This window comes from Rhodococcus sp. SB1D (assembly GCF_048573875.1).
In the GTDB taxonomy this organism is placed as follows: Bacteria; Actinomycetota; Actinomycetes; order Mycobacteriales; family Mycobacteriaceae; genus Rhodococcus_F; species Rhodococcus_F qingshengii.
In genome coordinates this window covers 18,700-42,824 of record NZ_JBMAIQ010000012.1, presented here as the reverse complement: position 1 = coordinate 42,824, position 24,125 = coordinate 18,700, and the positions used below count along the sequence as shown (strand labels likewise).

Below are 24,125 nucleotides of genomic sequence, written 5' to 3'. Positions count from 1 at the left end.
CGGTTCGACGAATTACACGGAAGGAACACCTCACAGTGACCACAGAGGCATTCATTTATGAAGCCATCCGTACCCCGCGAGGCCGCGGCAAGAAGACCGGGTCGTTGCACTCGGTCAAGCCGATCTCGCTGGTCACGGGTCTGATCCAGGAACTGCGCGTGCGCTTTCCCGACCTCGACGAGGACCGGATCTCCGACCTCATCCTGGGCGTCGTCACCCCCGTTGGCGATCAGGGAATGGACATCGCCCGCGTTGCAGTCAACGATGCGGGACTGCCCGACACCGTCGGCGGCGTTCAGCTCAACCGTTTTTGCGCTTCCGGCCTCGAGGCCGTGAACATGGCTGCTCAGAAGGTTCGGTCCGGCTGGGACGAACTGGTGATTGCCGGTGGCGTCGAGTCGATGTCCCGCGTTCCGATGGGATCCGACGGTGGACCGTGGGCACTCGACCCCGCCACCAATTACGACAACTACTTCGTGCCGCAGGGCGTCGGCGCAGACCTCATCGCCACCATCGAGGGCTTCTCGCGTGACGACGTCGACGCATACGCCGTGCGCTCGCAGGACCTCGCCGCCAAGGCGTGGACCGGCGGATACTTCGCCAAGTCGGTAGTGCCGGTCAAGGACATCAACGGCATCACCATCCTCGACAACGACGAGCACATGCGTCCGGGCACCACGGCAGAGAACCTCGCCGGCTTGGCTCCCGCGTTCGGTGTGATCGGTGAAATCGGCGGATTCGACGCCGTGTCGCTGCAGAAGTACCACTGGGTCGAGAAGATCAACCACGTTCACCACGGCGGTAACAGCTCGGGAATCGTCGACGGCGCTGCCCTCGTGCTCGTCGGTAGCGAGCAGGCCGGCAAGGACATGGGTCTGACGCCGCGCGCTCGCGTCGTCGCCACCGCCACCAGCGGCGCCGACTCCACCATCATGCTCACCGGCCCGACGCCGGCGTCGAAGAAGGTTCTGGCAGCTGCCGGCCTGACGGTCGACGACATCGACCTCTTCGAGATCAACGAGGCATTCGCTTCCGTCGTCCTGAAGTTCCAGAAGGACCTGAACATCCCGGACGAGAAGCTCAACGTCAACGGCGGCGCTATCGCCATGGGCCACCCCCTCGGTGCAACCGGCGCGATGATCACCGGAACGATGGTCGACGAGCTCGAGCGTCGTGGCGGCAAGCGCGCCCTCATCACCCTGTGCATCGGCGGCGGTATGGGCGTTGCCACCATCATCGAGCGCGTCTGACGCGGCGTCCGTCCTTCCAACGAGGCTTACCAGGAGTCAAGCAAAGTGACTGATCAGAACATCATCAACTGGGACCAGGACGCCGACGGCATCGTCGTGCTCACCATCAACGATCCCAACCAGGGCGCAAACACCATGAACGACGCGTACATCGCGTCGATGAAGGCCACCGTCGACCGTCTGGTCGCCGAGAAGGACTCCATCACCGGTGCCGTCATCACTTCCGGCAAGAAGACCTTCTTCGCCGGTGGCGACCTCAAGAACATGATCAAGGTCGGCCCCGAGCAGGCCGAGGAGATCTACAACCACAGTGTCGAGATCAAGGCAGACCTGCGTCGCCTCGAAACTCTCGGCAAGCCGGTCGTCGCCGCCATCAACGGTGCGGCACTCGGCGGCGGTCTCGAGATCGCTCTCGCGACCCACCACCGCATCGCGGCAGACGTCAAGGGCGTCAAGATCGGCCTGCCCGAGGTCACCCTCGGCCTGCTGCCCGGCGGCGGCGGCGTCGTGCGCACCGTGCGGATGCTCGGCCTGCAGAACGCGCTCATGGGCGTCCTGCTCCAGGGGCAGCAGCGTGGACCCGTTCAGGCCAAGGAAGTCGGCCTCATCGACGAGGTCGTCGGCTCGGTAGAAGAACTGGTTCCGGCTGCGAAGGCATGGATCAAGGCCAACCCCGAAGGCGGCGTTCAGCCGTGGGATGTCAAGGGCTACAAGATCCCTGGCGGAACTCCGTCCACTCCGGCATTCGCTGCCAACCTTCCGGCGTTCCCCGCGAACCTGCGTAAGCAGCTCAAGGGCGCTCCGATGCCGGCTCCGCGCGCCATCATGGCCGCAGCCGTTGAGGGTTCGCAGGTCGACATCGACAACGCGCTGCTCATCGAGGCTCGCTACTTCACCTCGCTGGTGACCGGCCGCGTCGCGAAGAACATGATCCAGGCGTTCTTCTTCGACCTGCAGTCGATCAACGGCGGCGGTTCACGTCCGGCAGGCATCGAGAAGTCCACCATCAAGAAGGTCGGCGTCCTCGGCGCGGGCATGATGGGCGCGGGCATCGCGTACGTCTCCGCCAAGGCAGGCTTCGACGTCGTGCTCAAGGACGTCAGCATCGAGGCTGCCAACAAGGGCAAGGCGTACGCCGAAGGCATTGAGGCCAAGGCGCTCTCGCGCGGCAAGACCACGCAGGAGAAGTCCGACGCACTCCTCGCCAAGATCACCCCGACGGCTGACCCGGCAGATTTCGCCGGCGTCGACTTCGTCATCGAAGCAGTCTTCGAGAGCCAGGAACTCAAGCACAAGGTGTTCCAGGAGATCGAGGACATCGTCGATCCCAAGGCACTGCTGGGCTCGAACACCTCGACGCTGCCCATCACGGGTCTCGCCACCGGCGTGAAGCGTCAGGAAGACTTCATCGGCATCCACTTCTTCTCGCCCGTCGACAAGATGCCGCTGGTGGAGATCATCCGCGGTGAGAAGACCTCCGACGAGACTCTGGCTCGCGTGTTCGACTACGTCCAGGCGATCCGCAAGACGCCGATCGTGGTCAACGACTCGCGTGGTTTCTTCACCTCGCGTGTCATCGGAACCTTCATCAACGAGGCCATCGGCATGCTCGCCGAGGGCGTCGAGCCCGCCACCATCGAGCAGGCCGGTATGCAGGCCGGTTACCCGGCTGCGCCGCTTCAGCTTTCGGATGAGCTCAACCTCACCCTCATGCAGAAGATCCGCAAGGAATCTGCCGACGCCGCCAAGGCCGAAGGCAAGGAACTGCCGGCAGATCCGGCCGGCGAGGTCATCAACACCCTCGTCGAGAAGTTCGATCGTAAGGGCAAGCTCGGTGGAGCCGGCTTCTACGATTACGCCGAGGGCAAGCGCACCGGCCTGTGGTCCGGACTCCGCGAGAACTTCAACTCCGGAACCTCCGACGCCCCGATCCAGGACCTCATCGACCGCATGCTGTTCATCGAGGCGATCGAGACGCAGAAGTGCTTCGACGAGAACGTCCTGATCACCACGGCGGACGCCAACATCGGCTCCATCATGGGTATCGGATTCCCGGCCTGGACCGGTGGCGTTCACCAGTTCATCGTCGGTTACGAGGGCGGCACGGCTGGCTTCGTCGCTCGCGCAAAGGAACTCGCTGCGCAGTACGGCCCGCGGTTCACCCCGCCGGCTTCGCTAGGGGCATAGCCCCCGTGCGCCTTTTTGGTAGTTACGGCTACCAAAAAGGCGCACAGGGGTTTATCCCCAGCTTGTGAGTTATCCACAGACGAACTCCGACAGCGAATTTCACGTCAGTCCTGTCGGAGTTCGGCCTGACGCTTGGTGCCATGACTACGTCTCATGGTGGAAGCGAGTTTCTCCGGATTCTCGATGCGCAATCCGGTCTGGTACGGCAACAGCAACTCTCGTCATTCGGATACAACCGAGGGATGCTGCGGAACTTTCTGGACCGCGGCGAATGGCAGCGCGTTCTACAAGGCGTGTATGCAGTGACCGCTGGCCCGCTCACCAGAGAAATGATCTTGAACGCCGCTTGGCTTTATGGTGGCCCGCAAGCGATTCTGAGCCACGACACTGCAGCTGAGGAATGGGGAATGCGTCGCATCGACGCAGACAAGCCAGTCCATGTCACCGTGCCATACGGCAAGTCTGCTCGCTGTCAGTCCGCGACAATCCGCCGAGTTCCAGTGCGAACGTCGGGTGCACTTGTCAGAGTGGGTGGCGTGGTTCACCCCGGGGTAGTCGTCCACCGATCCCGAGCCCACCGATACATCGGCGTGCCGTCAGTCATACCTCGAACGTCGCGGGCGGATACCGCGATTGATCTTGCGACCGCCGAATCCACAGCGCGAAGCGCCTACGTTTCACTCATCACCACGGTGACAAATGCGCGAATTCCGTTGAACGATGTGCGTCGTCGGATTGACGAACGAACACCACATCGATTCAAGGGCGCGCTTTCCGATGCGGTACGACTCCTGGCAGACGGGGTGCAGTCAACGCTCGAATACCACTATGCGGTCGACGTGGAGCAGGCGCACGGGTTGCCGTCGGCCAGACGCCAGTCTCCGGTCCGCGTCGACGGCCGCACGCTGTACGAGGACTGCGATTACAGCGAAGTCAATGTGCCGCTGATCGTGCGTCTCGACGGTCGGTGGGCGCATTCCATGGCAGAAGTGGCATTTCGTGATCGCCGCCGTGACAATGCGGCAGAGCTGGCAGGTCGTCCGCGGTTGGTCTACGGATTCGACGAGGTGATGAAGACTCCGTGCCAGGTTGCGCACGAGGTGGAGACGGTCTTGCGGCGGGGAGGTTGGGTGAGGACGCAGTCGGGTGCCTGCGGCACCTGTGCGCCTTTTTGGTAGTGCCGACTACCAAAAAGGCGCACAGGGGCTTTGCCCCTAGGCCTTCCACCACGGGCGAAGCGGCACATGCGCCTCACCCTTGGGGCCGAGCTTTACGGCCAGAACCTGGTGCAGCTGAACGACATTGCGCTCGAACCCGAGTCGTGAGCCGGCCATGTACAGGCCCCAGACGCGGGCGGTTCCTTCGCCGACCTCGGCGACGCACGCGTCCCAGTTGTCGACGAGATTCTGGCACCATCCGGCGAGCGTCAGTGCGTAGTGCTCGCGAAGGTTTTCTTCGTGACGCACCTCGAGGCCGACGTTCTGGATCTCGGAGATGATGCGACCCGAACCGGTGAGCTCCCCGTCAGGGAATACGTACCGGTCGATGAATCCGCCTGCCTTGGCGCTGCTTCGATTGTCCGGACGGGTGATGCAGTGGTTGAGCAGACGCCCACCCTCACGCAGCTTGCCCTTGAGAAACTCGAAGTACGCCGGGTAGTTTCCGACGCCGATGTGCTCGGTCAGGCCGATGGAGGACACTGCGTCGAATCCGGTCTCGGCCACGTCGCGGTAGTCGGAGAAACGGACCTGGGCGAGATCGGCGAGGCCCTCGTCCTCGATGGCCTTCTGTGCCCAATCCGCTTGCTCGCGAGAGAGAGTCACGCCGATCACCTTGACGCCGCGCCTGGCCGCGTAGCGGACCATCGAGCCCCAGCCGCAGCCGATGTCGAGAAGTCGATCACCCTTCTGGAGTCCGAGCTTCTCGAACACCAGGCGGTACTTGTTCTCCTGGGCTTCTTCGAGCGTCTGTTCCGCATTGTCGTAAGCGGCACAGGTGTACGTCATGGACGGGCCGAGGACGTACTCGTAGAAGGTGTTGGAGACGTCGTAGTGGTGATGGATGACTTCGGCGTCACGAGTCTTGGAGTGACGCAGTCCTTCTGCGACGCGACGCCAGCGAGGGAGATGTTCCTGGGGCGGCGGGGCGATGGGCCGCAACAGATCCCAGCCCAGGGAGCGCGTGATGCTGGCGAGCGTCAGTGCGGACGGGCGCTTGAGGTGGAGTTCGTCACCCATGATGCGCAGGATCTCGTACGGATCACCGGGGTGGACACCCTCGGCTTCGAGATCGCCGGAGACGTACGCGCGGGCCATGCCGAGGTCACCGGGAGCTGTTGCGAGATAAGTGGTTCCGCGAGTCGACTTGAGGTGCAGTCCGTAGTCGGCATCTTCGGGGCCGGCGGTGCTGCCGTCGTACGCGGTGAATCGAAGCGGCAGCATGCCGTCGGAAAGCGTCTCGAGAATCTCGGCAATAGAGAGCTTGTCCTGGCTTTTGGAGTCTTTGAACGTGGTCATTTACGTTGCACCGCCTTAGAGAATAGATCCAATAAACGGGATTTCGGGTCGTAGCGTTCCTTGAGTCCGATGTACCGGTCGCCGCCGTAGTACAGCTCCTCGAAGTCTTCCTTCGAGTAGTAGGAGTCGGAGTAGAGCGATTTGTGTCCGTCGAAATCGCTGACCTTTTCTTCGATCAGTCGATTTGCTGCCCCCTCGCGCTCACCGGGAACGATCGGCACCGAAGACCAGAAGCCGATGTTGACGTAGGTGCGCTTGGGTTCGAGGGGGTAGAGGGGCCACGGCCGTGATGCAGAAGCGGCGGCCGGGCTTGGCTCACGAAGACGCAACGGGCACAACCACAGTGGTTCGATCGGGATTTCCTCGAGGAACCACGAGACGAAGTCCGCGGTTCGTTCGATGGGTACCTCGACGTCCTGGACGACGCGTTCGCGCGGGGGCTTGCCCTTGCGCTTTTCGAGGCGATCTCCGATGTCGTACTTGTGGTCGAGGGCGATCAGCTTCCAGTAGAAGCTGCTGCGCAGGTACTGCTTGGGCCAGAAGCGCCGGATCTTCGGGTTCTGTGCACCGAAAGCTCGTGAGCACCAGAACCAGTCGGTGTCCCAGCGCCACAGGTAGTCGCGAATGGTCAAGCGATCCGTCTTGGGCTGGGTGAGTGACGAATGCTGGATCGACCGGTAGAAGATGTCCTGGTCGGTGTAATCGCTGACCGGGCCTTCCTCGTCGGTTTGCACGCCGAGTGTGAGGTAGCTCTCGGAATCGGTGAAGACCACCCCGTCGAGATAGTCGACGGCGATCCCGTCGTACTCGCGCTCGGTGACGATGCGATCCATCGTTTCTTCGAGTTTCTTCAACGAATCGAAGCGCACGTGGCGCAAGGCGACGTACTTCTTGACGGGTTCGAGTGCGATCTTCAATCGCGTCGAATAGCCAAGGGTGCCGTAGGAATTGGGGAAACCGAAGAACAGTTCGGCGTGTTCGCCGTCCGGTGTTGCGGTGATGATCTCGCCGCTTCCGGTCAGTACGTCGATTTCGAGTACCGACTCGTGCGGCAGGCCGTTACGGAACGAGGTGGACTCGATGCCCAGGCCGGTCACCGCACCGCCCAGGGTGATGGTCTTGAGTTGAGGCACGACCAGGGGCGCCAGCCCGTAGGGCAGCGTCGCGTCGACGAGGTCCTCGTACGTGCACATGCCGGCGACGTCGGCTGTGCGCGCCGGCGCATCGACGGCGATGACACCTGCCAGACCGCTGACGTCGAGGCCGGGGGCCGACGTCTTGGCGCGAGCGCGGAACAGATTGGATGTCTTCTTTGCCAGGCGTACAGAAGCATCGGCGGGAATGGCGCGGTATGACGCGAGTAGGCGTTCGACGCCTTCTCTGTGCTGCTCGAACCCCATTTCACGCGCAGCATCGGAACCCGGGCCTTGCTTTGTCCGGATTCGATCTAACTTCTGAACTACCCCATTGAACGAGAGAGTCACACCCTGACGCTATCGGTAGTTGCGTGTGCAAGCTATCCGGAGGGGTATTAATGCCCGAATTTGATCGAGTTGTTGCAATCGAACTCGGTAAATGCTCCGAGTGGTGAACCAGCTCACACGGAATGGGTAGATGGTCGAGATACCCGGGCGCAGCAGGCAGTATGGAAAGGAATATCTGCGCAGTTCGAGGTGCGGATTCGGGTAGTCATTCGCGGTATCGAGCCGCGTTGGTCGAGCAAGGAGACGTAGGGCATATGGGTCAGGTCAATGCAATGAGTTCGACAGTCGTCACAGCAGCACCCGACAAGGTGCTCACGGCGCTCTCGGACTACGAGACGGTTCGCCCGCGAATCCTGTCCGAGCAGTACCTCGACTACAAGGTCGTCGAAGGTGGCCAGGGTGACGGAACCGTCGCGCAGTGGACGCTCAAGGCGACGGAAAAGCGCTCGCGCAACGTCAAGGCGACAGTGACGGTCGACGGCAACGTCATCACCGAGAAGGACGCGAACTCCAGCCTCGTCACCACCTGGACCGTTGCCCCCAACGGCACGGGAACGACGGTGACGACGCTCACCCAGTGGCAGGGTGCCACCGGTATCGGCGGCTTCTTCGAGCGCACGTTCGCTCCGAAGGGTCTGCAGCGCATCCAGGCCCAGGTCCTGGACAACCTCAAGCGCGAACTCGTCTAACCGATCCTGCATCACCGAGATGGCGTCGTACCTTCACCGGTACGGCGCCTTCTTTCATGGGCCGGTAATGATCCGTCCGAATTCGGTGAGTGCGGGGTTTCCGCTTTCCCAGTAATCGCTGTGAACTCCGAACCCAGGCTCCCCGGGAGATCCGGTGAATACCTGCGCGCCGAATTCCGGATCCGACGGGTCGAACCCGTGGACTCCGAGGATCGTGGGGATCAATTGGACCGGATCCCAGAAGGCCGTCGTCGAATGAACATGGCGCGCCACCTCGTCCGAGTCGACGCCGTCCAGGCTCAGTTCGTTCACGCGCTCGGCATCGACGCCGGGGCTTGCGACAAAAACCAGTTCGTCGACGTCGAGAGAAGCGCCACGGGTAGTCGCGGCACCGACGACGGTGCTGCCGTAGGAATGACCGATCACCACGTTGTGCGAAGGCGGACCGTCATGCGAGGTTCGTAACCCGTCCTGGAAGCTGTCGAGCCTCGGCGCTGCGGAGGTGGCGTACCGATCCGATGCTGCGTCGGGAATGCCTGGGGGAGCGTCGTATCCGGACCACAGGATCACTGATGTGGCTTCCGTCGGTGCTGCCCTTACGGACGCGTCGTACATGGCCTTGGTTCGTTGCAGGTCTCCGCCGACGCCCGACAGCCCGGAGCCGGTTCCGGGAACCAGTGTTGCGACGTTGCCGGCGGCATCGGGATTACCGACTGCCACGACGGCATGCCCATCCGTGACCGAGAGAAGGAACGTGTCCGGTCGAAGTTCGCCGCGCACGGCCGTGTATCCGGCAGCTACCGTTCGATCCGGCAACTGCTCGAGCGCAGAGAGGTACCGCCGGTTGTAGTAGTCCCGGTCGAGGGCGGGAAGGCCGTCGCGGCTACCGATGGACGGATCCCACCTCGCCAACGCGTCTTTCTCGTTGGGCGTGAGCGATTCCCAGAGTCGGTGTAGCTCCGTTGGTGTCCCGGGGAGTGTCGACCTCCCGTCGAGGATGTCGACGACAGTGCGGTCGAGGCGATCAGGCTGATTGCCAAGGTGTGATCCGATCTCTCGGAAGGCCGCACGCAGAGCAGTCGCGGCCCGGTTGTCTTCGTCGTCGAGTGCCGTCAATGCAGTGGAGATCTTCTGCTGAAAAACCTTTGCAGCCGTGGCGTTTTCGGAATCTTGCATGGCGTCGGCCAGATTCCATGGCTGCTTCGTCTCAGGTGCCGATACCGCTCCACTGTCTGACACCGTCAAGCCGTGTTCGAGAGTCGCCTCCTCGACCAGGTCCAGAACTGATTTTCGCGCCGCACCGATCGTATTGGACGCTCCGCCATACAGATCCGCAACTACGCGAACTGCAATCGACAGCCGCGACGAGGAAAGCGAGATGCCAGACCACTGCACTGCGGCTGCGCTCGACGCTTGTCCCTGCCAGAATTCGCGGACGGCGTCGATGCTGCGTCCGGCGTCATTGCTGAGGACTTCGATCTGCCGGTCGATGTCGATCAGTTCCGAAGCGCTTGTGCGCAATTTCTCCGGTGACCACGTTCGAAGCTGAGAGACGGTGGGCTGCATCAGTAGGCTCCGCGCAGTTCGGACACCACTTCGCCCTCGGCAGCGTCGTACAGACGTGCTGCGGCAGCGGTTCCCGACGCCATGAGTCCCAATTGCGTAGCCAGGTGCCGGTACGCGTCGGCGATGATGCCGGCATTCCCAGTCGACACAGCCGCGACAGCGGACGAGTTCAGGGCCGCCGCGGCTTCGAAAATCGGGCCGGCGGAATCGATCCCCGAGATCTGATCCGCAATTCGAGACAGATCAGCTGAAAGTTGCTGCAGAGCAGCGAAATCTACCTGAAGTATCGGCCCCATGGCAGAACCGTATCCAGGTGAGCGGGCTACCTCGGCGGTGCCGACATACCTGTGGACAAGTGGAATTTCTCCACAGAAGACAGGTCAGGGGGTTGTGAGGAAGGCGGTGACTCCGCTGGTGACGGCGGACGCATATTCCTGCTGACCGTCCGGGCTCGTCATGCGCGCTGCCTCGTCGGCATTTCGCATGTTGCCGAGTTCGACCAGAATCGACGGCCGCTGCGACAGATTGAGTCCCGTCAGATCGGCGCGTGGTGCCAGCCCGTCGTCACCGATGTAGGTCGACGGGGTGAGCCCGGCGGTGACGAGTGAGTCGCGCATGGTTTCGGCAAAGGCGACGGACGGGCCGGCCTGCACCGTGTTCAGCGGGGGCGCGGAGTAGCAGACGTGGAAGCCCTCGGCTCCGGCTGCTGCGCCGTCCGCGTGAATGCTCACCACTACGTCGGCGCCGGAGGAATTGGCAGCTTCGGCGCGTGCGTCGACGCAAGATCCGACGCTGATGTCGTCCGGTCGACTCAGGACCACTGTGGCGCCTTGGCCTTCGAGTTCGCTCTTGACCAGGCTCGCGACTTCCCAGTTGAAGGTGTGCTCGGGGAACCCGGCATCGGTGTTGGTGCCGGTGGTCTGGCAGTTCTTGGTGCCGCCGCGGCCCGTGGGGACCTGGGTGTTGATGCTGTCGTCGTTCGCCCCGCTGTGCCCGGGATCGAGGAAGACGACCTTGCCGGTGAGCGCAGCGGGGACGTCAGCGGCGACAGTGCTCAGCGGAGACACCTCGACCGAAGTCGTGGCCTCGGCAGTCTCGGTCGGAATCGTGCACGCAGCGCTCAGAAGCCCGGCCCCGACCATGGCGATCAGGGCAGTGGAGCGGAACACACGTGATGCCATGTTTGACCCTCTTGACGGTTTTACGGTGTCTGACTGGTTCCGGCGCACCCGCTCACGGTAGCGCGCACCGACTACGCTGGTGGGGATAACTCTGTAGAAAGGACCGCTCGTGCAACCAGGTGGAGCACCCGACATGTCTGCTCTGTTGGCTCAGGCTCAGCAGATGCAGCAGCAATTGATGGCGGCGCAGCAGGAAATGGCTCAGGCCGAAGTGACCGGTCAGGCCGGTGGCGGACTGGTTGTCGCCACTGTCAAGGGCACCGGCGAGGTTGTCGGTCTGCAGATCGATCCCAAGGTCGTCGACCCCGAAGATGTCGAGACGCTGCAGGATCTGGTGATCGGCGCGATCGAGGACGCTTCGCGCAAGGCACAGGAAGTCGCTGCTGAGAAGCTCGGCCCGTTGGCCGGCGGACTCGGCGGAGGCCTTCCCGGTCTCCCCGGCTTCTAGAAACGAGAACGCGTGTACGAAGGTCCGGTTCAGGATCTGATCGACGAACTCGGGAAGCTTCCCGGAGTCGGGCCGAAGAGCGCTCAACGCATCGCTTTTCACCTGCTCTCCGTGGAGCCTCCCGAGATCGACCGTTTGAAAAATGCATTGCAGCGCATCCGTGACGGCGTTCAGTTCTGCACGGTGTGCGGAACTGTCTCCGATCAGGAGAAGTGCCGCATCTGCGCCGACGCACGTCGCGATCGCACGGTGATCTGCGTCGTGGAGGAACCGAAGGACGTCCAGGCCGTCGAGCGCACCCGTGAGTTCAAGGGTCGCTATCACGTGCTCGGCGGTGCGCTCAATCCGCTCTCGGGGATCGGGCCTGACCAGTTGCGTATCCGGGAGTTGTTGGCTCGCATCGCAAATCAGGAGGACGGCGTCGACGTGTCCGAGGTCATCATCGCCACCGACCCCAACACGGAGGGTGAGGCGACAGCTACCTATCTCGTTCGCATGATGCGAGACATTCCGGGGCTGACGGTGTCTCGGTTGGCTTCGGGTCTTCCGATGGGTGGCGATCTCGAATTCGCAGACGAGTTGACGCTGGGTCGGGCATTGTCCGGCCGTCGTGAATTGTCGCGGAACGCTTGATGAGCGGCACGGAGCAAGGTCAGCAGGTGCGTCGTACGTCCGAGCAGACGCGTGCGCAGATCATCGCGTCGGCCGGGAAAGCATTCGCGACTCGGCCGTACCGCGAAATCACGCTCAAGGACATCGCCGAAGACGCAGGCGTCAGCGCGCCTCTGATCATCAAGTACTTCGGTTCCAAAGAGCAGTTGTACGACGAGTTGGTCGACTTCCGGGCAGCGGCGGTCACGGTCTTCGATGCCCCGAACGACTCGCTCGGCGAGCGCATGGTCTCGCTGTTCACCAAGCCGTTGGAGTCGTACAAGCCGCTGTCCATGAGCTTGTTGTTCATGAGCGGCGTCAGTGAAGAGAGCAACCGCAAGCTGCGCGAGAACTATTCGACGCAGATGATCGACACCCTCGCCGCTCGCCTGTCCGGCCCCGACGCGAGATTGCGCGCGGAACTGGCGATGTCGATGGTGGTCGGAGTGGCGATCATGCGCCGACGGATGATGGCCGGCCATGCCACCGGCACCCAGGACGAGGTGGTTGCGCTGTACGCACCGCTGGTGCAAAAGCTGCTCGACGGGTGAGCGGCGTCACAATTCTTGCTAGGTAAATATCCGTTCACCTAATGTAGGTGAACGGATATTTACCTAGTGAGAACAGGCGGTGTGGGGTGACGACGCTCGACCGTCCGCCGGGCACGCCTGCAGTCACCACCTCCGATGCGGGACTCGCGCAGCCGCGCTCCCGCTTCCTGTTCCCCATCGTTGTCGCCGCCGCAGTGTTCCAGGCTGTTCTGCAGACGGTCATCGTTCCACTGCTGCCGGAGTTGCCGCACTTCACCGGCGCTGGACGCACGGCCGTGTCCTGGCTGGTGACCGTCACGCTGCTGGTCGGCGCTGTCGTCACTCCCATCTTCGGTCGACTCGCCGACATGTTCGGCAAGAAGAAGATGCTTCTGGTTGCTTTCTCGATGATGACTCTCGGCTCGATGTTGTGTGCGCTGTCGTCGGACATCGCTGTCCTCATCTTCGCGAGAGCGTTGCAGGGGGCCGGGTCGGCAGTCATCCCCATCGGAATCTCCATGCTCCGTGACGAATTGCCACGCAACAAGGTCAACGGCGCAGTGGCCATGATGAGTTCGACGCTCGGCGTCGGAACCGCTTTGGGCATACCGTTTTCCGCGATGATCGCGCAGTACTCGAACTGGCACGTCCTGTTCTGGGTAACCACCGCCATCGGGCTGTCCGTGACTCTTGCTGCGGTGCTGTTCATTCGAGAGTCCGAGCCGAATCCGTCGGGAAGATTCGACGGCGTCGGGGCGGTTGGTCTGAGCGCCGCGATGATTGCTCTGCTTGTGCCGATCACTCAGGGGTCGAGTTGGGGGTGGACCAGTGGAGCGGTGATCTCCATGCTGGCCGCGTCGGCGGTGCTGTTCACGCTCTGGGTAATTCAACAGCGGCGCAACGTCAATCCGCTGGTCGACGTCCGCGCTCTCGTGAAACGTGCGGTGTTGATCCCGCATCTGGCGGCTCTGCTGGTCGGGTTCGCATTTTTCGGGAACACACTGATCACTACACAACTCCTCCAGGGGATGAAGGGGCCGGGCGCCGGGTACGGCCTGTCGATCATCGCAGCAGCGCTCTGCCAGATTCCGGCGAGTATCGCGATGGTGCTGTTCTCACCGGTTGCGGTGCGGATCACCGACCGCTTCGGTTCACGGACCGCGATGTTGACCGGTGCCGTGTTCCTCGCCGGCGGGTACGGGATTCACGCCGTTGCCGGTAAGCCGCTGTGGGGAGTGGTTGCAGCACTGGGCATCACAGCAGTCGGGACCGCCATCGTCTACAGCACGCTCTCGCTGCTGATTCTGGTTGCCGTGCCTCGTCAGCGACTGGCGGCAGCCAACGGGGTGAACTCACTTCTGCGGACGTCCGGAAGCACGATCTGCAGTGCGACGGTGGCAACCATTCTCGCTGCATTCGTGATCAGCGGTTCGGAACATTCCACATCGTGGACCGGATTCTCCGTCGCCTACCTGGTGTGCGCGGGCTGCGCGGTGGTCGTGTTCGCGGTGTCGATCCTGTTGCCGCAGGGACGAACCCCGAAACATCTGGATTTGCCGGATCTGGTCAGGCGACCCTGAATCCCGAGAGGAAGAGCGTGATCATCAGATCCGCGAACTCGTCGGTGGTGTACTTCTGGCGATCCGGCCAATGCGTTGTCGACCACAAGGTGTCTCGTACCGATCGATAGAAAATTTCCGGTGCCACGTCTTTGCGGAAGATTCCCTGATCGACGCCTTCGGCAATCGCTTTCATCCAATGCTCGCGGACTTGGCGGGAAGGCCCGTCGACGGATTGCAGGAGATCGTTGTCGCGAAGATAAGCCCGATCGTTCTGGTAGATCGCCGTCGGGTGCGGGTGTAGTTCGATGACGACCAGCGTCTCGCGGATCAAGCCGCGCAGGACTTCCTCGGGGTCGTTTGCCGTCTTCTCCACCTGATCGAAGCGGAGCTGAATGTCGGTGATGAAGCCGCGCATGAGCTCGGCAACTATCGCATTCTTCGACTTGAAGTAGTGGTAAAGGCTGCCCGAGAACACACCGGCGGCGTCGCCGATCTCGCGAACGGTCGTGGTGGCGACACCCTTTCTGGCAAACAGCTCGGCTGAGCTCTCCAGGATCTTCTCCCGACGATCTGGTGATGCCACTGAAATCTCCACTGGTTGTCGGTCCTGCTCAGGGCAGGGTTTCGGGGGTGCCGGGCTGCCGGCGTCGAACGTAGCGCAATCCTGCCTGATAGCTCCGGCTCGAACCAATTCGTCGGTGAGATCGCGTGTTTCCACTTCCGGATTCCTATGCTAGCTTCAAAATCAAGCGCTTGCTCAACTTTCGTTCACGGAGGATTTCAGTGCAGAGCCTGCAGACGCAGTTTCCGAATTTCATCGGCGCAGAGGCCGAACCACCCCGCGTCGCCCGCTACGCCGTCAACGAGGCGATGATCCGCCACTGGGTCGAGGCGCACGACGACCGCAACCCGATCTACGTCGACGCCGAGGCCGCCCGCAGTACCGGTCGTCGAGACGTCGTCTGTCCGCCCGCCATGATCTCGACCTGGGTGATGGCGGGTTACCGACGTTATCGGCAGGTCCAGCAACTTCGTGCCGACGGAGTCTCCGAGGACTTCGCCTATTCACGACTGCTGGCGCTGTTGGACGAGGCCGGATACACCTCCGTTGTCGCGACCAACGTCGAGCAGGAGTATTTCGCGGAGCTGAGCCCCGGTGACCACGTCACCGCGCATTTCACCATCGAAGCGATCTCGCCGTTCAAACAGACGGCTCTCGGTCACGGGTGCTTCATCACTCTGTTCAAGAAGTACGTCGACCAGGGCGGAAAGACACTGGTCGAAGAGCGTTTTCGATTGCTCAGGTTCAAACCAGATGCCCAGACAGGTACCCAACTCGAAGTCCAGGAGGTAATCGCATGAGCGAGACTGGCTCCCGCAACACCGCTGTTCCGAGACTCACCGTCACCGACGACAACGATTTCTTCTTCTCCGCGGCCAAAGAGGGCCGCCTCGAGATCCAACGGTGTGCGGATTGCAAGACGCTGCGCCATCCACCCGCACCCGCGTGCCCGGAATGCCGCTCGTTCAGTTGGGACACAGTCGAATCCACGCGGCGATGCACGTTGCACAGCTTCACGGTCATCCATCACCCGAAGGATCCTGCTTTCGAGTACCCACTCGCCGTCGGACTCGTCGATCTCGAAGAAGGCACGCGTCTGGTTGCCGACATCGCGGGGATCGATCACGAGGAACTCGACTTCGGCATGGAACTCGAAGTGACCTTCTCCGAGCACGCTCACGGCGAGATGCTGCCGCAACTGAGGCGACGGGGTTCGGTGCAATGACGAAACTGATTGACTGCGAAGTGGGTTCGGTCCTCCCCAGCCTCGAATTGCCGTTGGATCGAACGCTGATCGTCGCCACCGCGATCTCTTCTCAGGATTTCGAGGACGTGCATCACGATCCGGGCAAGGCACAGGAGCGCGGAACTCCCGACATCTTCATGAGCATCAACACCACCAACGGGCTCATCGACCGCTACATCACCGACTGGTCCGGCCCGGCATCACGGATCGTCAAAACATCACTACGGCTTGGTGTTCCGAACTTTCCCGGAGACACCATGACATTCACCGGCGAGGTCACCGCCACAGACGGCCGGGCTCTCACCGTGACGGTTCTCGGGAAAAACGCCCGCGGAACACACGTGACGGCCGACGTGACTCTCGAACCGGTGGAAAGGGTAATCGCATGACACGAGGATTTTCGAGGCAAGCAGCCATCGCCGGAATCGGCGCCACCGAGTTCTCCAAGAACTCCGGCCGTAGCGAATGGCAGTTGGCGTGCGAATCTGTGATCGCCGCACTCGACGACGCGCACATCGAGGCAGAAGAGGTGAACGGATTTGCGCTGTTCACCATGGAGAACAATCCCGAGATTGCGGTCGCACGTGCCCTCGGGATCCCGGAACTGACGTTTTTCAGTCGTATTCCACACGGCGGCGGCGGTGCCTGTGCACCGGTTCAACAAGCAGCGCTTGCCGTCTCCAGCGGAGTTGCAGACGTTGTGGTCGTCTACCGCGCCTTCAACGAAAGATCCGGCCACCGATTCGGCGCCGGGCCACCACCTTTTGCGTACAACGCGTCGACGGACCAGGAGTATCGGAACTGGATCAACCCGTACGGGCTTCTGACCCCGGCGCAGCAGGAAGCCTTCCTCGCCAAGCTGTACATGCACAAGTACGGGGCAACAAGCGCCGACTTCGGTCAGATCTCGGTCCTCTCACGCAAGCATGCGGCGAACAACCCCAAGGCCTGGTTCTACGAACGCCCGATCACTATCGAGGACCATCAGAACTCACGCATGATCGCCGATCCCATCCGCCTGCTCGACTGCTGCCAGGAAAGTGACGGCGGACAGGCGCTGGTGATCGTCAGTGCGGAGCGCGCCCGCGACCTGCCGCACAAACCTGTGGTCATCAGTGGCGCTGCGCAAGGTGTAGGTCCGCAACAGATTTCGATGAGCAGCTACTACCGAGACGACATCGACAGCATGCCGGAAGTCGAACTCGTGGCGCGCCAACTGTGGGACCAGGCCGGTATCGGGCCGGACGACATCGATGCCGCAATTCTCTACGACGCGTTCACCCCGATGGTTCTGCTTCAACTCGAGGAGTACGGATTCTGCGGTCGGGGCGAGGCAAAAGACTTCATCGCCGACGGCAATCTCGAGCTGGACGGTCGCCTGCCGATCAACACCCACGGCGGTCAACTCGGTGAGGGATACATCCACGGCGTCAACGGTATTGCCGAAGGTGTTCGCCTGATCCGCGGCACCTCCACCAATCAACCGACCCAAACTCTGGACAACGTGCTCGTGACCGGCGGCTCTCCCGTCCCGCACAGTGCGCTCGTCCTCTCGGCAGATCGCTGAATCTGCCGCCTATTCGAGAAAGCAGGAACAAGATGAGCGAGCGGATCACCTACGCCAGGGCCACCCACGGCGAGGAAGAAATACAGGCTGTTGTCGACGTCTTGCGCAGCGGGCATCAAGGATTGCGCATCGGCAAGAACGTCTTCGAGATGGAAGAACGTATCGCGGCCTTGGCCGGCAAGAAGTTCGGCGTCATGTGCAACTCGGGATCCTCGGGTTTGTACTTGGCAGTCGAGCTGCTCGGACTGCCTGCGGGAAGCGAGATCATCACGTCGCCGTTGACGTTCTCCACCGATATCGCACCGATCGTGCGTGCCGGTCTGGTGCCGGTGTTCGTGGACGTGGAACCCAACACGTTCAACGTCGACGTCACCAAGATCGAGGCAATGGTCACCGAAAAGACCGGAGCCATCCTGATGCCGAACCTCGCCGGCAACTGCCCGGACTGGGACGTCATTCGTGATATCGCTGATCGCCATGGACTCAAGGTGATCGAGGATTCGTGTGACGCGATCGGGGCCACGCTCCGCGGTACTCCCACCGGGTCTCGGGCGGACATCGTCGTCACCAGTTTCTCGATGGCACACATCATCACGTGCGCGGGAACCGGTGGAATGGTGTGCGTCGACGACGAAGCCAGCCGTGACAAGGCTTTGCTGCTTCGCCGCTGGGGCCGTCGTAGCGAGCCGAACCTGTTCGGCAGTACCAAGTCCGGCCGAGTCTTCCGTGAAGAACTCGACGGCGTCGACTACGACAACGACTTCATCTTCGAGCTCATGTCGTGGAACTTCGAGCCCTCCGAACTCGGCGCAGCATACGGCGTCGTGCAGCTCGACAAGCTGGAACAGAACTACAAGACGCGTAAGGCAACATTTGCGGCCTTCTCGGCGGCATACGGCGCCCATCCTGAATTCTTCACGACGCCGGTAGAACTCGACGGTCTCGACACGGCGTGGCTGTGTTACCCGGTGATGATCAACGAGAACGCCCCCTTCACGCGCAGCGACCTGCAGGAAGCCATCGAGGCCGACGGCATCGACACCCGAACTGTGTGGAGCGGCAACGTCACTCGTCACCCCATGATGAACAACATCGAATTTCGCCAGCCGGCCGAAGGTTTGCCGGAAGCGGACGCAGTTTTTGCCCGCGGCATGACACTCGGCATGAGCCACGGTTTGCGTGACGACGAAGTTGCTCGGATTGCGGAGAGCATCAATCGCTTCGCTGCGAAGTGGAAGTAGCATGACCGATCGCTTCGAAGGACGCCGAGCGCTTGTCACCGGTTCCAGCCGCGGAATCGGTGCAGGCGTCGCAGAGAGGCTGGCAGCGGAAGGCGCTGACGTCGCTCTCGTGGCCCGGACGCTCGGCACGCATGCAACCCTGCCGGGCAGTCTCGAAGAGACTGCGGCTCGAATTGCCAAGTACGGAAACAAAGTCGAGATAGTTGTCGCAGATCTGACGGACGAGCAGCAGCGCGACACCGTTGTGCCGCTGGCGATCGAGAAGCTTGGCGGGACGATCGACATCCTGGTGAACAACGCGGCAGCGGCGATCTATCAGCCGCTCTCGGATTACCCACTGCGGCGGCGACGGTTGATGTTCGAGGCAAATGTCCATGCACCGCTCGATCTGATGCAAGCCGTGGTGCCGGGGATGGTGGCAAACGGACACGGCTGGATCGTGAACGTGTCCAGTGGCACCGTCAAACCGTGGCATGGCCCGCCGTTCACGTGGGTCGAACCGGGAACTGCCATGACCGTGTACGGCGCCTCCAAAGCAGCGCTCAACAGGATGAGCAACGGCATGGGCGTGGAACTCTACGGCCAGGGGGTTCGCGTCAACACGGTTCAACCGCGGGCAGCGGTGCTCAGTGAGGGCGCCAGAGTCCTGGTCGGTGAGACTATCCGGCCGGATCAGGTCGAATCTATGGAAGAAATGGTGGAAGCGGTCACAGCGCTGTGTGATTGCGACACCGAGTTCACCGCGCGCTCGAGCGTCAGCTTGGACCTGATCGACGAGTGGTCCCTGACCGTGCGTGGTCTGGACGGCGCAGCATTACCGGAGAACCCAGCATTACGAACCGAGGAGTTGGCATGAAGCCCGTCATCGTGGACGCAGCACGAACGCCGTTCGGCAAGCGTGAGGGTTGGCTGTCCGGAGTCCACGCGGCGGAACTGTTGGGTTATGCGCAGAAAGGCGTGCTGGATCGGGTGGGCGTGGATCCTGACGCGGTCGACCAGGTCATCGGCGGCTGTGTGACGCCTCTCGGTGAGCAGTTCGGAAACATCGTGCGTACGTCCTGGATGCATGCGGGCCTTCCGTTGGAGGCGGGCTGCACCACGATCGACGCGCAGTGCGGAACCGCGCAGCAATCGGTGCAGTTGATTGCCGGGCAGATTGCCATCGGTGCAGTCGACGTGGGTGTGGCGTGTGGTGTCGAGTTGATGTCGCGGGCACCACTCACCTACAAGGTGGGTACCGGCCTCGGAACACCGCGTCCGGAGTCGTGGTCACTCGATACCGTCGACCAGTACACCGCGGCCGATCGGATTGCTGTCAAGCGCGGTTTCAGCCGCGAGGATCTCGACTCCTTCGGGCTGCGCTCGCAGCAGCGAGCCGCAGCAGCATGGGAGGCAGGACGCTTCGACTCGCACATCATCGATGTGGTCGCTCCGGGCTCTGACGCTCCGGTTCATCGGGATCAGGGTCTGCGCGAATCGAGTCTCGAAGGACTCGCGAAACTGCGGACCGTTCAAGAGGGCGGATTGCACACCGCTGGAACGTCTTCGCAGGTCTCGGACGGTGCGAGTGCCGCTCTGCTGATGTCCGAGGATCGAGCCAGGATGCTCGGCGTGCGGCCGCGGGCAAAGATATTGGCGCAGTGCGTCATCGGCGGAGACATCGAGTTCATGCTCGACGGTCCCGTGGACGCGGCAAACATCGTGCTCGGCCGCACCGGTCTGACGATCGACGACATCGACCTGTTCGAGGTCAACGAGGCATTTGCTTCGGTACCGATGTCGTTCGCGCAGGTTCACGGCGTCGATCCCGAATTGCTGAACGTCAACGGTGGTGCAATCGCACTGGGCCATCCGGCCGGTGCAACCGGAATCAGACTGTTGGCCAATGTCATCGACGAACTGGAGCGCCGGGACAAGTCCATCGCACTGATCGCGATCTGCGCGTCCGCCGCAACCACCTGCCTGATTCTCGAACGCATCTGACAAGAACCGAAGATTGAGGAACCTGCCATGGCACTGCCCCTGCTCGAAGATCACCGTGACCTGGCGGAAGCGGTAGCCGCATTCGCGAACCGCTTCGGTGGAATCGCCGACACGCGCAGCAACGTCAAGCGGTACGCCGCCGGTGATCGGCCGGACTCGTGGGATGGATTGGTCCGTCAGGGACTGCACGCAGTGCACCTGCCGGAGCAGTACGGCGGTGACGGGGCAGGTCTTGCCGAACTGGCGGTGGTAGTCGAGCAATTGGGTGATGCGCTTTACCCGGGACCGTACGTTCCGACGGTCATCGCCAGTGGGATCCTCGCAAAAGCTGCCGGCCCGGCTGCGGAATCAATGCTGACCGAATTGGCTGCCGGTGCAACCGGAGCAGTCTGCACCGGCGTGGGATTGCGCGCGGCTCGCAGCGATGCAGGGTGGACCGTGAGCGGTTCTGCCGACCCGGCTCTAGGTCTACCCGGAGCTGATGTCGTTCTCGTGCAAGCGAACAGCGAAGACGGCGAGTTGTGGTTCCGGCTCGAGCAGTCGTCTTCCGCTGCGGTGGAGGTCGAAGACGGAGTGGATCTGACACGCTCGATCGGGACACTGACGTTGACCGACCACAAGGTCGACGCTGGGCTGATCGTCGAAGGTCTCCAGGCGCACCGAGTCGAACTGATCGTCAACACGGTGTTGGCTGCGGAGGCGAGCGGTATCGCCGGGTGGGCGCTACGCACCGCGGTCAACTACGTGAAGTCCCGGCAGCAGTTCGGCCGTCCGGTCGGAAGCTTCCAGGCAGTTCAGCACAAGGCGGCCATGATGCTGGTCCGCTCCGAGATTGCCTGTGCCGCAGCGTGGGACGCGGCTCGGTCCGAAGAGCACGGCGAGGATCAGCACAGACTTGTCTCGGCTCAAGCAGCGTTGGCCGCTTTGCCGGTCGGCATCGAGAACGCCCTCGAATGTGTCACGTTGCTCGGCGGAATCGGATTCACCTGGGAACATGACGCGCATCTGTACTGGCGCCGGGCAATCAGTATCGCTGCGGTGGCGGGTTCCGAGGTGAAGTGGGCACACACGTTGGGAGACCGGTCCGCCGATTCGGAACGGGATTTCTCCTTTGTAGACCCGGACATGCTGCCTGAATTACGAGAGCAGGTTCGCAGGGTTCTGGACGAGGTTGCGCTGCTGCCCGACGACGGAACCACCAGCGCCAGTTGGGCGCCGGCCAAGGGGAGCGCTCGACGCGCCCGATTTGCCGACGCCAAACTGGTAGCCCCGCACTATCGGGCGCCGTACGGGCTGGGAGCAGGACCGAGAGAACAGGCCGTCATCGCACACGAATTCGCGATGCGAGGTTGGGCTCAACCCTCCACGGTGATCGGGGAATGGGTGCTGCCCACGATTCTCGAACACGGCAACGCCGAGCAGCAGGACAGGTTCGTCGAGCCTTCGCTGCGCGCCGACATCATCTGGTGCCAGCTGTTCAGTGAGCCGGGCGCGGGATCAGACCTGGCCGGTCTGAGCACGAAAGCGCGCAAGGTCGACGGTGGCTGGGTCCTGTCGGGTCAGAAAGTGTGGAACTCGGGCGCGCACGAGGCCGATTGGGGAGTATGCCTGGCGCGTTCGGACGCCGACGCTCCGAAACATCGTGGGCTGTCGTACTTCCTGGTCGACATGACCTCGAAAGGCATCGACGTACGTCCGCTGAAACAAGCCACCGGTAAGTCGGAGTTCAACGAGGTATTCCTCGACGACGTCTTCGTCCCGGACGACTGCCTGGTGGCGGAGCCGGGGCAAGGGTGGAAGCTTGCTGCGACAACGCTGTCCAACGAACGCCTGAGTATGGGCAGCACGCTGCACCACGGTTCGAGTCGGCTGTTCCGTCAGGTTATTGCCGACGCGAGCCACGACTGCCCTCGCGAAGACGCAGTGGAGGGCCTCGGCCGCAGTATCTCTCGTGAGTTGGCACTGTCCGCGATGAATCTACGCGGGGTGTCGGCGCGACTGGCGGGTCAGGAACCGGGCTCCGAGATCAGCGTGTCGAAGGTGTACAACGCCCTGGCGCAGCGTGAGGGCTCGCGGGATCTGTTGCGACTGCTCGGACCTCGTGCCGCCGTTGTCGACCCGTCGGCGAATTACGCGATAGACCACATCGGACTTCCCTCGATTCTGTTCGGCGGCGGAACCGTCGAAATTCAACTCAACGTCATCGCGCAGCGCGTACTCGGCCTGCCGCGTTCGTAGATCTTAGGAGTTTCACCATGTACTTGGATTTGTCGGAGGAGTCGAAGACTCTGCGCAAGGAATTGCGGGCGTACTTCGCGGAGATCATCAACGACGAAGACCGCCGTGCTCTCGTGGATCAGACCGAAGGCGGCCCCGTCTTCGATCGCATCCTGCGCCGGATGGGTAAAGACGGTTGGCTGGGCTTGGGGTGGCCGGAGGAATTCGGCGGTCGGGGCGAGAACCCCGAAGCTCTGTACGTGTTCTACGACGAGGTGATTCGCGCCAATGCGCCGCTGTCGCTGGTCACGCTGAACACCGTCGGACCCGCTCTGATCAAGCACGGGACGCAAGCTCAGAAGGACTTCTTCCTGCGTCCGATCCTGGCGGGCGAGTTGATCTTTGCCATTGGCTACACCGAACCCAATGCGGGCACCGACCTCGCGGCACTCGAAACACGCGCCCGCATCGAGGGTGACGAGCTTGTCATCAACGGCAACAAGATCTTCACCAGTGCCGGTGTGTTTGCCGACTGGGTCTGGCTTGCCGTTCGTACTGATCCTGACGCGCCGACGCATCAGGGTATTTCCGTGGTCCTGGTGCCGACCAGCTCGCCGGGTTTCTCGGTCACCGAAATTCACACCGTGGGTGGAATCAGCACTTCGGCCACCTATTACGAAGATGTTCGGGTACCGATCACCAATGTCGTCGGTGAGCTCAATCAAGGGTGGAAGCTCATCACCAACCAGCTCAACCACGAACGTGTTGCCCTGGCCGCACGCGGTGGCATCGCCAACGAACTCTTCGCCGAGGTGGTCGAGTGGGCAAAGACGGAGCCCGCCGGTGACGGCCACGTCTACGACATCGGCTGGGTACGTGAGAAATTGGCGGAAGTCTACGCGCTGCTCAGTGCTGCCGACCTGATGAACCTGCGACTGGTGGCGGACGTCGCCGCCAACACCTTGGGCGGCGGGGATTCGGCCGCGGCCAAGATCTTCGGTACCGAAGCCGTCGTCAGTGCGTACGGCATGCTGCAGGAAGTGCTGGGCGCCAAGGGCTTACTGCGCCCCGGCACACCCGGAGCGGTATTGGAAGGGCGGGTCGAGAACCTGGGTCGACGCGCCCAGAACAACACCTTCGGCGGTGGTACCAACGAAGTGATGCGTGAAATTGTCGCCGCAAAATGTCTGGGCATGGCGCTTGCTGCGCGTCGCCGGCCCGCTGCACAGAACGAAAAGAGCTGAC

General features: G+C 62.3%; 23 protein-coding genes. 17 read left to right on the top strand and 6 right to left on the bottom strand.

The annotated features are described in order from the left end of the window. Nucleotides 1-35 precede the first annotated feature (35 nt). From ACN50D_RS24015 to ACN50D_RS24005, 3 genes are all read left to right on the top strand, one after another. A complete protein-coding gene (locus tag ACN50D_RS24015) occupies nt 36-1,250 on the top strand; it encodes an acetyl-CoA C-acetyltransferase (RefSeq protein ID WP_007731553.1) in 1,215 nt (404 codons plus the stop codon). A gap of 45 nt (nt 1,251-1,295) precedes the next feature. Further along, nucleotides 1,296-3,437 carry a 3-hydroxyacyl-CoA dehydrogenase NAD-binding domain-containing protein gene (locus tag ACN50D_RS24010; protein ID WP_003943799.1) on the top strand — a complete coding sequence of 714 codons (2,142 nt, stop codon included), beginning with the start codon at nt 1,296-1,298 and terminating at the stop codon, nt 3,435-3,437. Nucleotides 3,438-3,577: 140 nt separating this feature from the next. Next, on the top strand, nt 3,578-4,615 hold the full coding sequence (locus tag ACN50D_RS24005; protein ID WP_209921645.1) for a type IV toxin-antitoxin system AbiEi family antitoxin domain-containing protein: 1,038 nt from the start codon (nt 3,578-3,580) through the stop codon (nt 4,613-4,615). 36 nt (nt 4,616-4,651) lie between these two features. On the opposite strand, the gene ACN50D_RS24000 is transcribed toward ACN50D_RS24005, so the two are convergent. Together ACN50D_RS24000 and ACN50D_RS23995 are read right to left on the bottom strand one after the other, a co-directional pair. Continuing rightward, on the bottom strand, nt 4,652-5,953 hold the full coding sequence (locus ACN50D_RS24000; RefSeq protein WP_003943932.1) for a class I SAM-dependent methyltransferase: 1,302 nt from the start codon (nt 5,951-5,953) through the stop codon (nt 4,652-4,654). After that, complete coding sequence (locus tag ACN50D_RS23995) at nt 5,950-7,353, bottom strand: FAD-binding oxidoreductase (RefSeq protein ID WP_212633851.1); 1,404 nt, start codon at nt 7,351-7,353, stop codon at nt 5,950-5,952. The genes ACN50D_RS24000 and ACN50D_RS23995 overlap by 4 nt, the downstream gene beginning before the upstream one ends. Nucleotides 7,354-7,691: 338 nt before the next feature. On the opposite strand from ACN50D_RS23995, the gene ACN50D_RS23990 reads away from it, so the two are divergent. Beyond that, entirely contained in the window at nt 7,692-8,126 is a 435-nt protein-coding gene (locus tag ACN50D_RS23990) for an SRPBCC family protein (protein WP_212633852.1), read from the top strand. 54 nt (nt 8,127-8,180) lie between these two features. Here ACN50D_RS23990 and ACN50D_RS23985 read toward each other — a convergent pair whose 3' ends face one another. The 3 genes from ACN50D_RS23985 to ACN50D_RS23975 form a co-directional block, all read right to left on the bottom strand. After that, nucleotides 8,181-9,692 carry an alpha/beta hydrolase gene (locus tag ACN50D_RS23985; protein ID WP_212633853.1) on the bottom strand — a complete coding sequence of 504 codons (1,512 nt, stop codon included), beginning with the start codon at nt 9,690-9,692 and terminating at the stop codon, nt 8,181-8,183. After that, the gene (locus ACN50D_RS23980) at nt 9,692-9,988 is read right to left on the bottom strand and encodes a hypothetical protein (RefSeq protein WP_030535717.1); all 297 of its coding nucleotides are present in this window, start codon (nt 9,986-9,988) and stop codon (nt 9,692-9,694) included. Before ACN50D_RS23980 ends, ACN50D_RS23985 begins: the two co-directional genes overlap by 1 nt. 84 nt (nt 9,989-10,072) lie before the next feature. Then, a complete protein-coding gene (locus ACN50D_RS23975; RefSeq protein ID WP_212633854.1) occupies nt 10,073-10,873 on the bottom strand; it encodes an Rv3717 family N-acetylmuramoyl-L-alanine amidase in 801 nt (266 codons plus the stop codon). Between the two features lie 109 nt (nt 10,874-10,982). On the opposite strand from ACN50D_RS23975, the gene ACN50D_RS23970 reads away from it, so the two are divergent. The 4 genes from ACN50D_RS23970 to ACN50D_RS23955 all read left to right on the top strand — a co-directional run bounded on the left by ACN50D_RS23970 (nt 10,983) and on the right by ACN50D_RS23955 (nt 14,082). Next, the gene (locus ACN50D_RS23970) at nt 10,983-11,321 is read left to right on the top strand and encodes a YbaB/EbfC family nucleoid-associated protein (RefSeq protein ID WP_003943929.1); all 339 of its coding nucleotides are present in this window, start codon (nt 10,983-10,985) and stop codon (nt 11,319-11,321) included. 12 nt (nt 11,322-11,333) lie between these two features. Continuing rightward, nucleotides 11,334-11,954 carry a recombination mediator RecR gene (recR, locus tag ACN50D_RS23965; RefSeq protein ID WP_003943917.1) on the top strand — a complete coding sequence of 207 codons (621 nt, stop codon included), beginning with the start codon at nt 11,334-11,336 and terminating at the stop codon, nt 11,952-11,954. Continuing rightward, on the top strand, nt 11,954-12,523 hold the full coding sequence (locus ACN50D_RS23960; protein WP_007731538.1) for a TetR/AcrR family transcriptional regulator: 570 nt from the start codon (nt 11,954-11,956) through the stop codon (nt 12,521-12,523). Before recR ends, ACN50D_RS23960 begins: the two co-directional genes overlap by 1 nt. An 86-nt stretch (nt 12,524-12,609) precedes the next feature. Further along, nucleotides 12,610-14,082 carry an MFS transporter gene (locus ACN50D_RS23955; RefSeq protein WP_007731537.1) on the top strand — a complete coding sequence of 491 codons (1,473 nt, stop codon included), beginning with the start codon at nt 12,610-12,612 and terminating at the stop codon, nt 14,080-14,082. Here the strand turns inward: ACN50D_RS23955 and ACN50D_RS23950 are convergent. Further along, a complete protein-coding gene (locus ACN50D_RS23950; RefSeq protein WP_172827063.1) occupies nt 14,069-14,782 on the bottom strand; it encodes a TetR/AcrR family transcriptional regulator in 714 nt (237 codons plus the stop codon). The two genes, ACN50D_RS23955 and ACN50D_RS23950, sit on opposite strands and share 14 nt — an antisense overlap. A gap of 65 nt (nt 14,783-14,847) precedes the next feature. Here ACN50D_RS23950 and ACN50D_RS23945 point away from each other — a divergent pair, with 65 nt between their 5' ends. From ACN50D_RS23945 to ACN50D_RS23905, 9 genes are read left to right on the top strand one after another with little or no spacing between them, the layout of a single operon-like run. Then, nucleotides 14,848-15,426 carry an FAS1-like dehydratase domain-containing protein gene (locus tag ACN50D_RS23945; protein ID WP_212633855.1) on the top strand — a complete coding sequence of 193 codons (579 nt, stop codon included), beginning with the start codon at nt 14,848-14,850 and terminating at the stop codon, nt 15,424-15,426. Continuing rightward, the gene (locus ACN50D_RS23940; RefSeq protein WP_030535713.1) at nt 15,423-15,851 is read left to right on the top strand and encodes a Zn-ribbon domain-containing OB-fold protein; all 429 of its coding nucleotides are present in this window, start codon (nt 15,423-15,425) and stop codon (nt 15,849-15,851) included. Before ACN50D_RS23945 ends, ACN50D_RS23940 begins: the two co-directional genes overlap by 4 nt. After that, nucleotides 15,848-16,261, top strand: a complete 414-nt coding sequence (locus ACN50D_RS23935) for an acyl dehydratase (protein ID WP_054831314.1) — start codon at nt 15,848-15,850, stop codon at nt 16,259-16,261. The genes ACN50D_RS23940 and ACN50D_RS23935 overlap by 4 nt, the downstream gene beginning before the upstream one ends. Continuing rightward, nucleotides 16,258-17,439: a lipid-transfer protein gene (locus tag ACN50D_RS23930; RefSeq protein WP_212633856.1), complete on the top strand. Its 1,182-nt coding sequence runs from the start codon at nt 16,258-16,260 to the stop codon at nt 17,437-17,439. The genes ACN50D_RS23935 and ACN50D_RS23930 overlap by 4 nt, the downstream gene beginning before the upstream one ends. A 32-nt stretch (nt 17,440-17,471) precedes the next feature. Next, nucleotides 17,472-18,680, top strand: a complete 1,209-nt coding sequence (locus ACN50D_RS23925) for a DegT/DnrJ/EryC1/StrS family aminotransferase (protein WP_047271586.1) — start codon at nt 17,472-17,474, stop codon at nt 18,678-18,680. Nucleotide 18,681: 1 nt separating this feature from the next. Beyond that, nucleotides 18,682-19,536 carry an SDR family NAD(P)-dependent oxidoreductase gene (locus ACN50D_RS23920; RefSeq protein ID WP_058227091.1) on the top strand — a complete coding sequence of 285 codons (855 nt, stop codon included), beginning with the start codon at nt 18,682-18,684 and terminating at the stop codon, nt 19,534-19,536. Then, entirely contained in the window at nt 19,533-20,663 is a 1,131-nt protein-coding gene (locus tag ACN50D_RS23915) for a steroid 3-ketoacyl-CoA thiolase (protein WP_125050230.1), read from the top strand. The genes ACN50D_RS23920 and ACN50D_RS23915 overlap by 4 nt, the downstream gene beginning before the upstream one ends. 27 nt (nt 20,664-20,690) lie before the next feature. Beyond that, on the top strand, nt 20,691-22,901 hold the full coding sequence (locus ACN50D_RS23910) for an acyl-CoA dehydrogenase (RefSeq protein WP_212633857.1): 2,211 nt from the start codon (nt 20,691-20,693) through the stop codon (nt 22,899-22,901). Nucleotides 22,902-22,918: 17 nt separating this feature from the next. Next, nucleotides 22,919-24,124, top strand: a complete 1,206-nt coding sequence (locus ACN50D_RS23905) for an acyl-CoA dehydrogenase family protein (RefSeq protein WP_047271591.1) — start codon at nt 22,919-22,921, stop codon at nt 24,122-24,124. Nucleotide 24,125 lies beyond the last annotated feature (1 nt).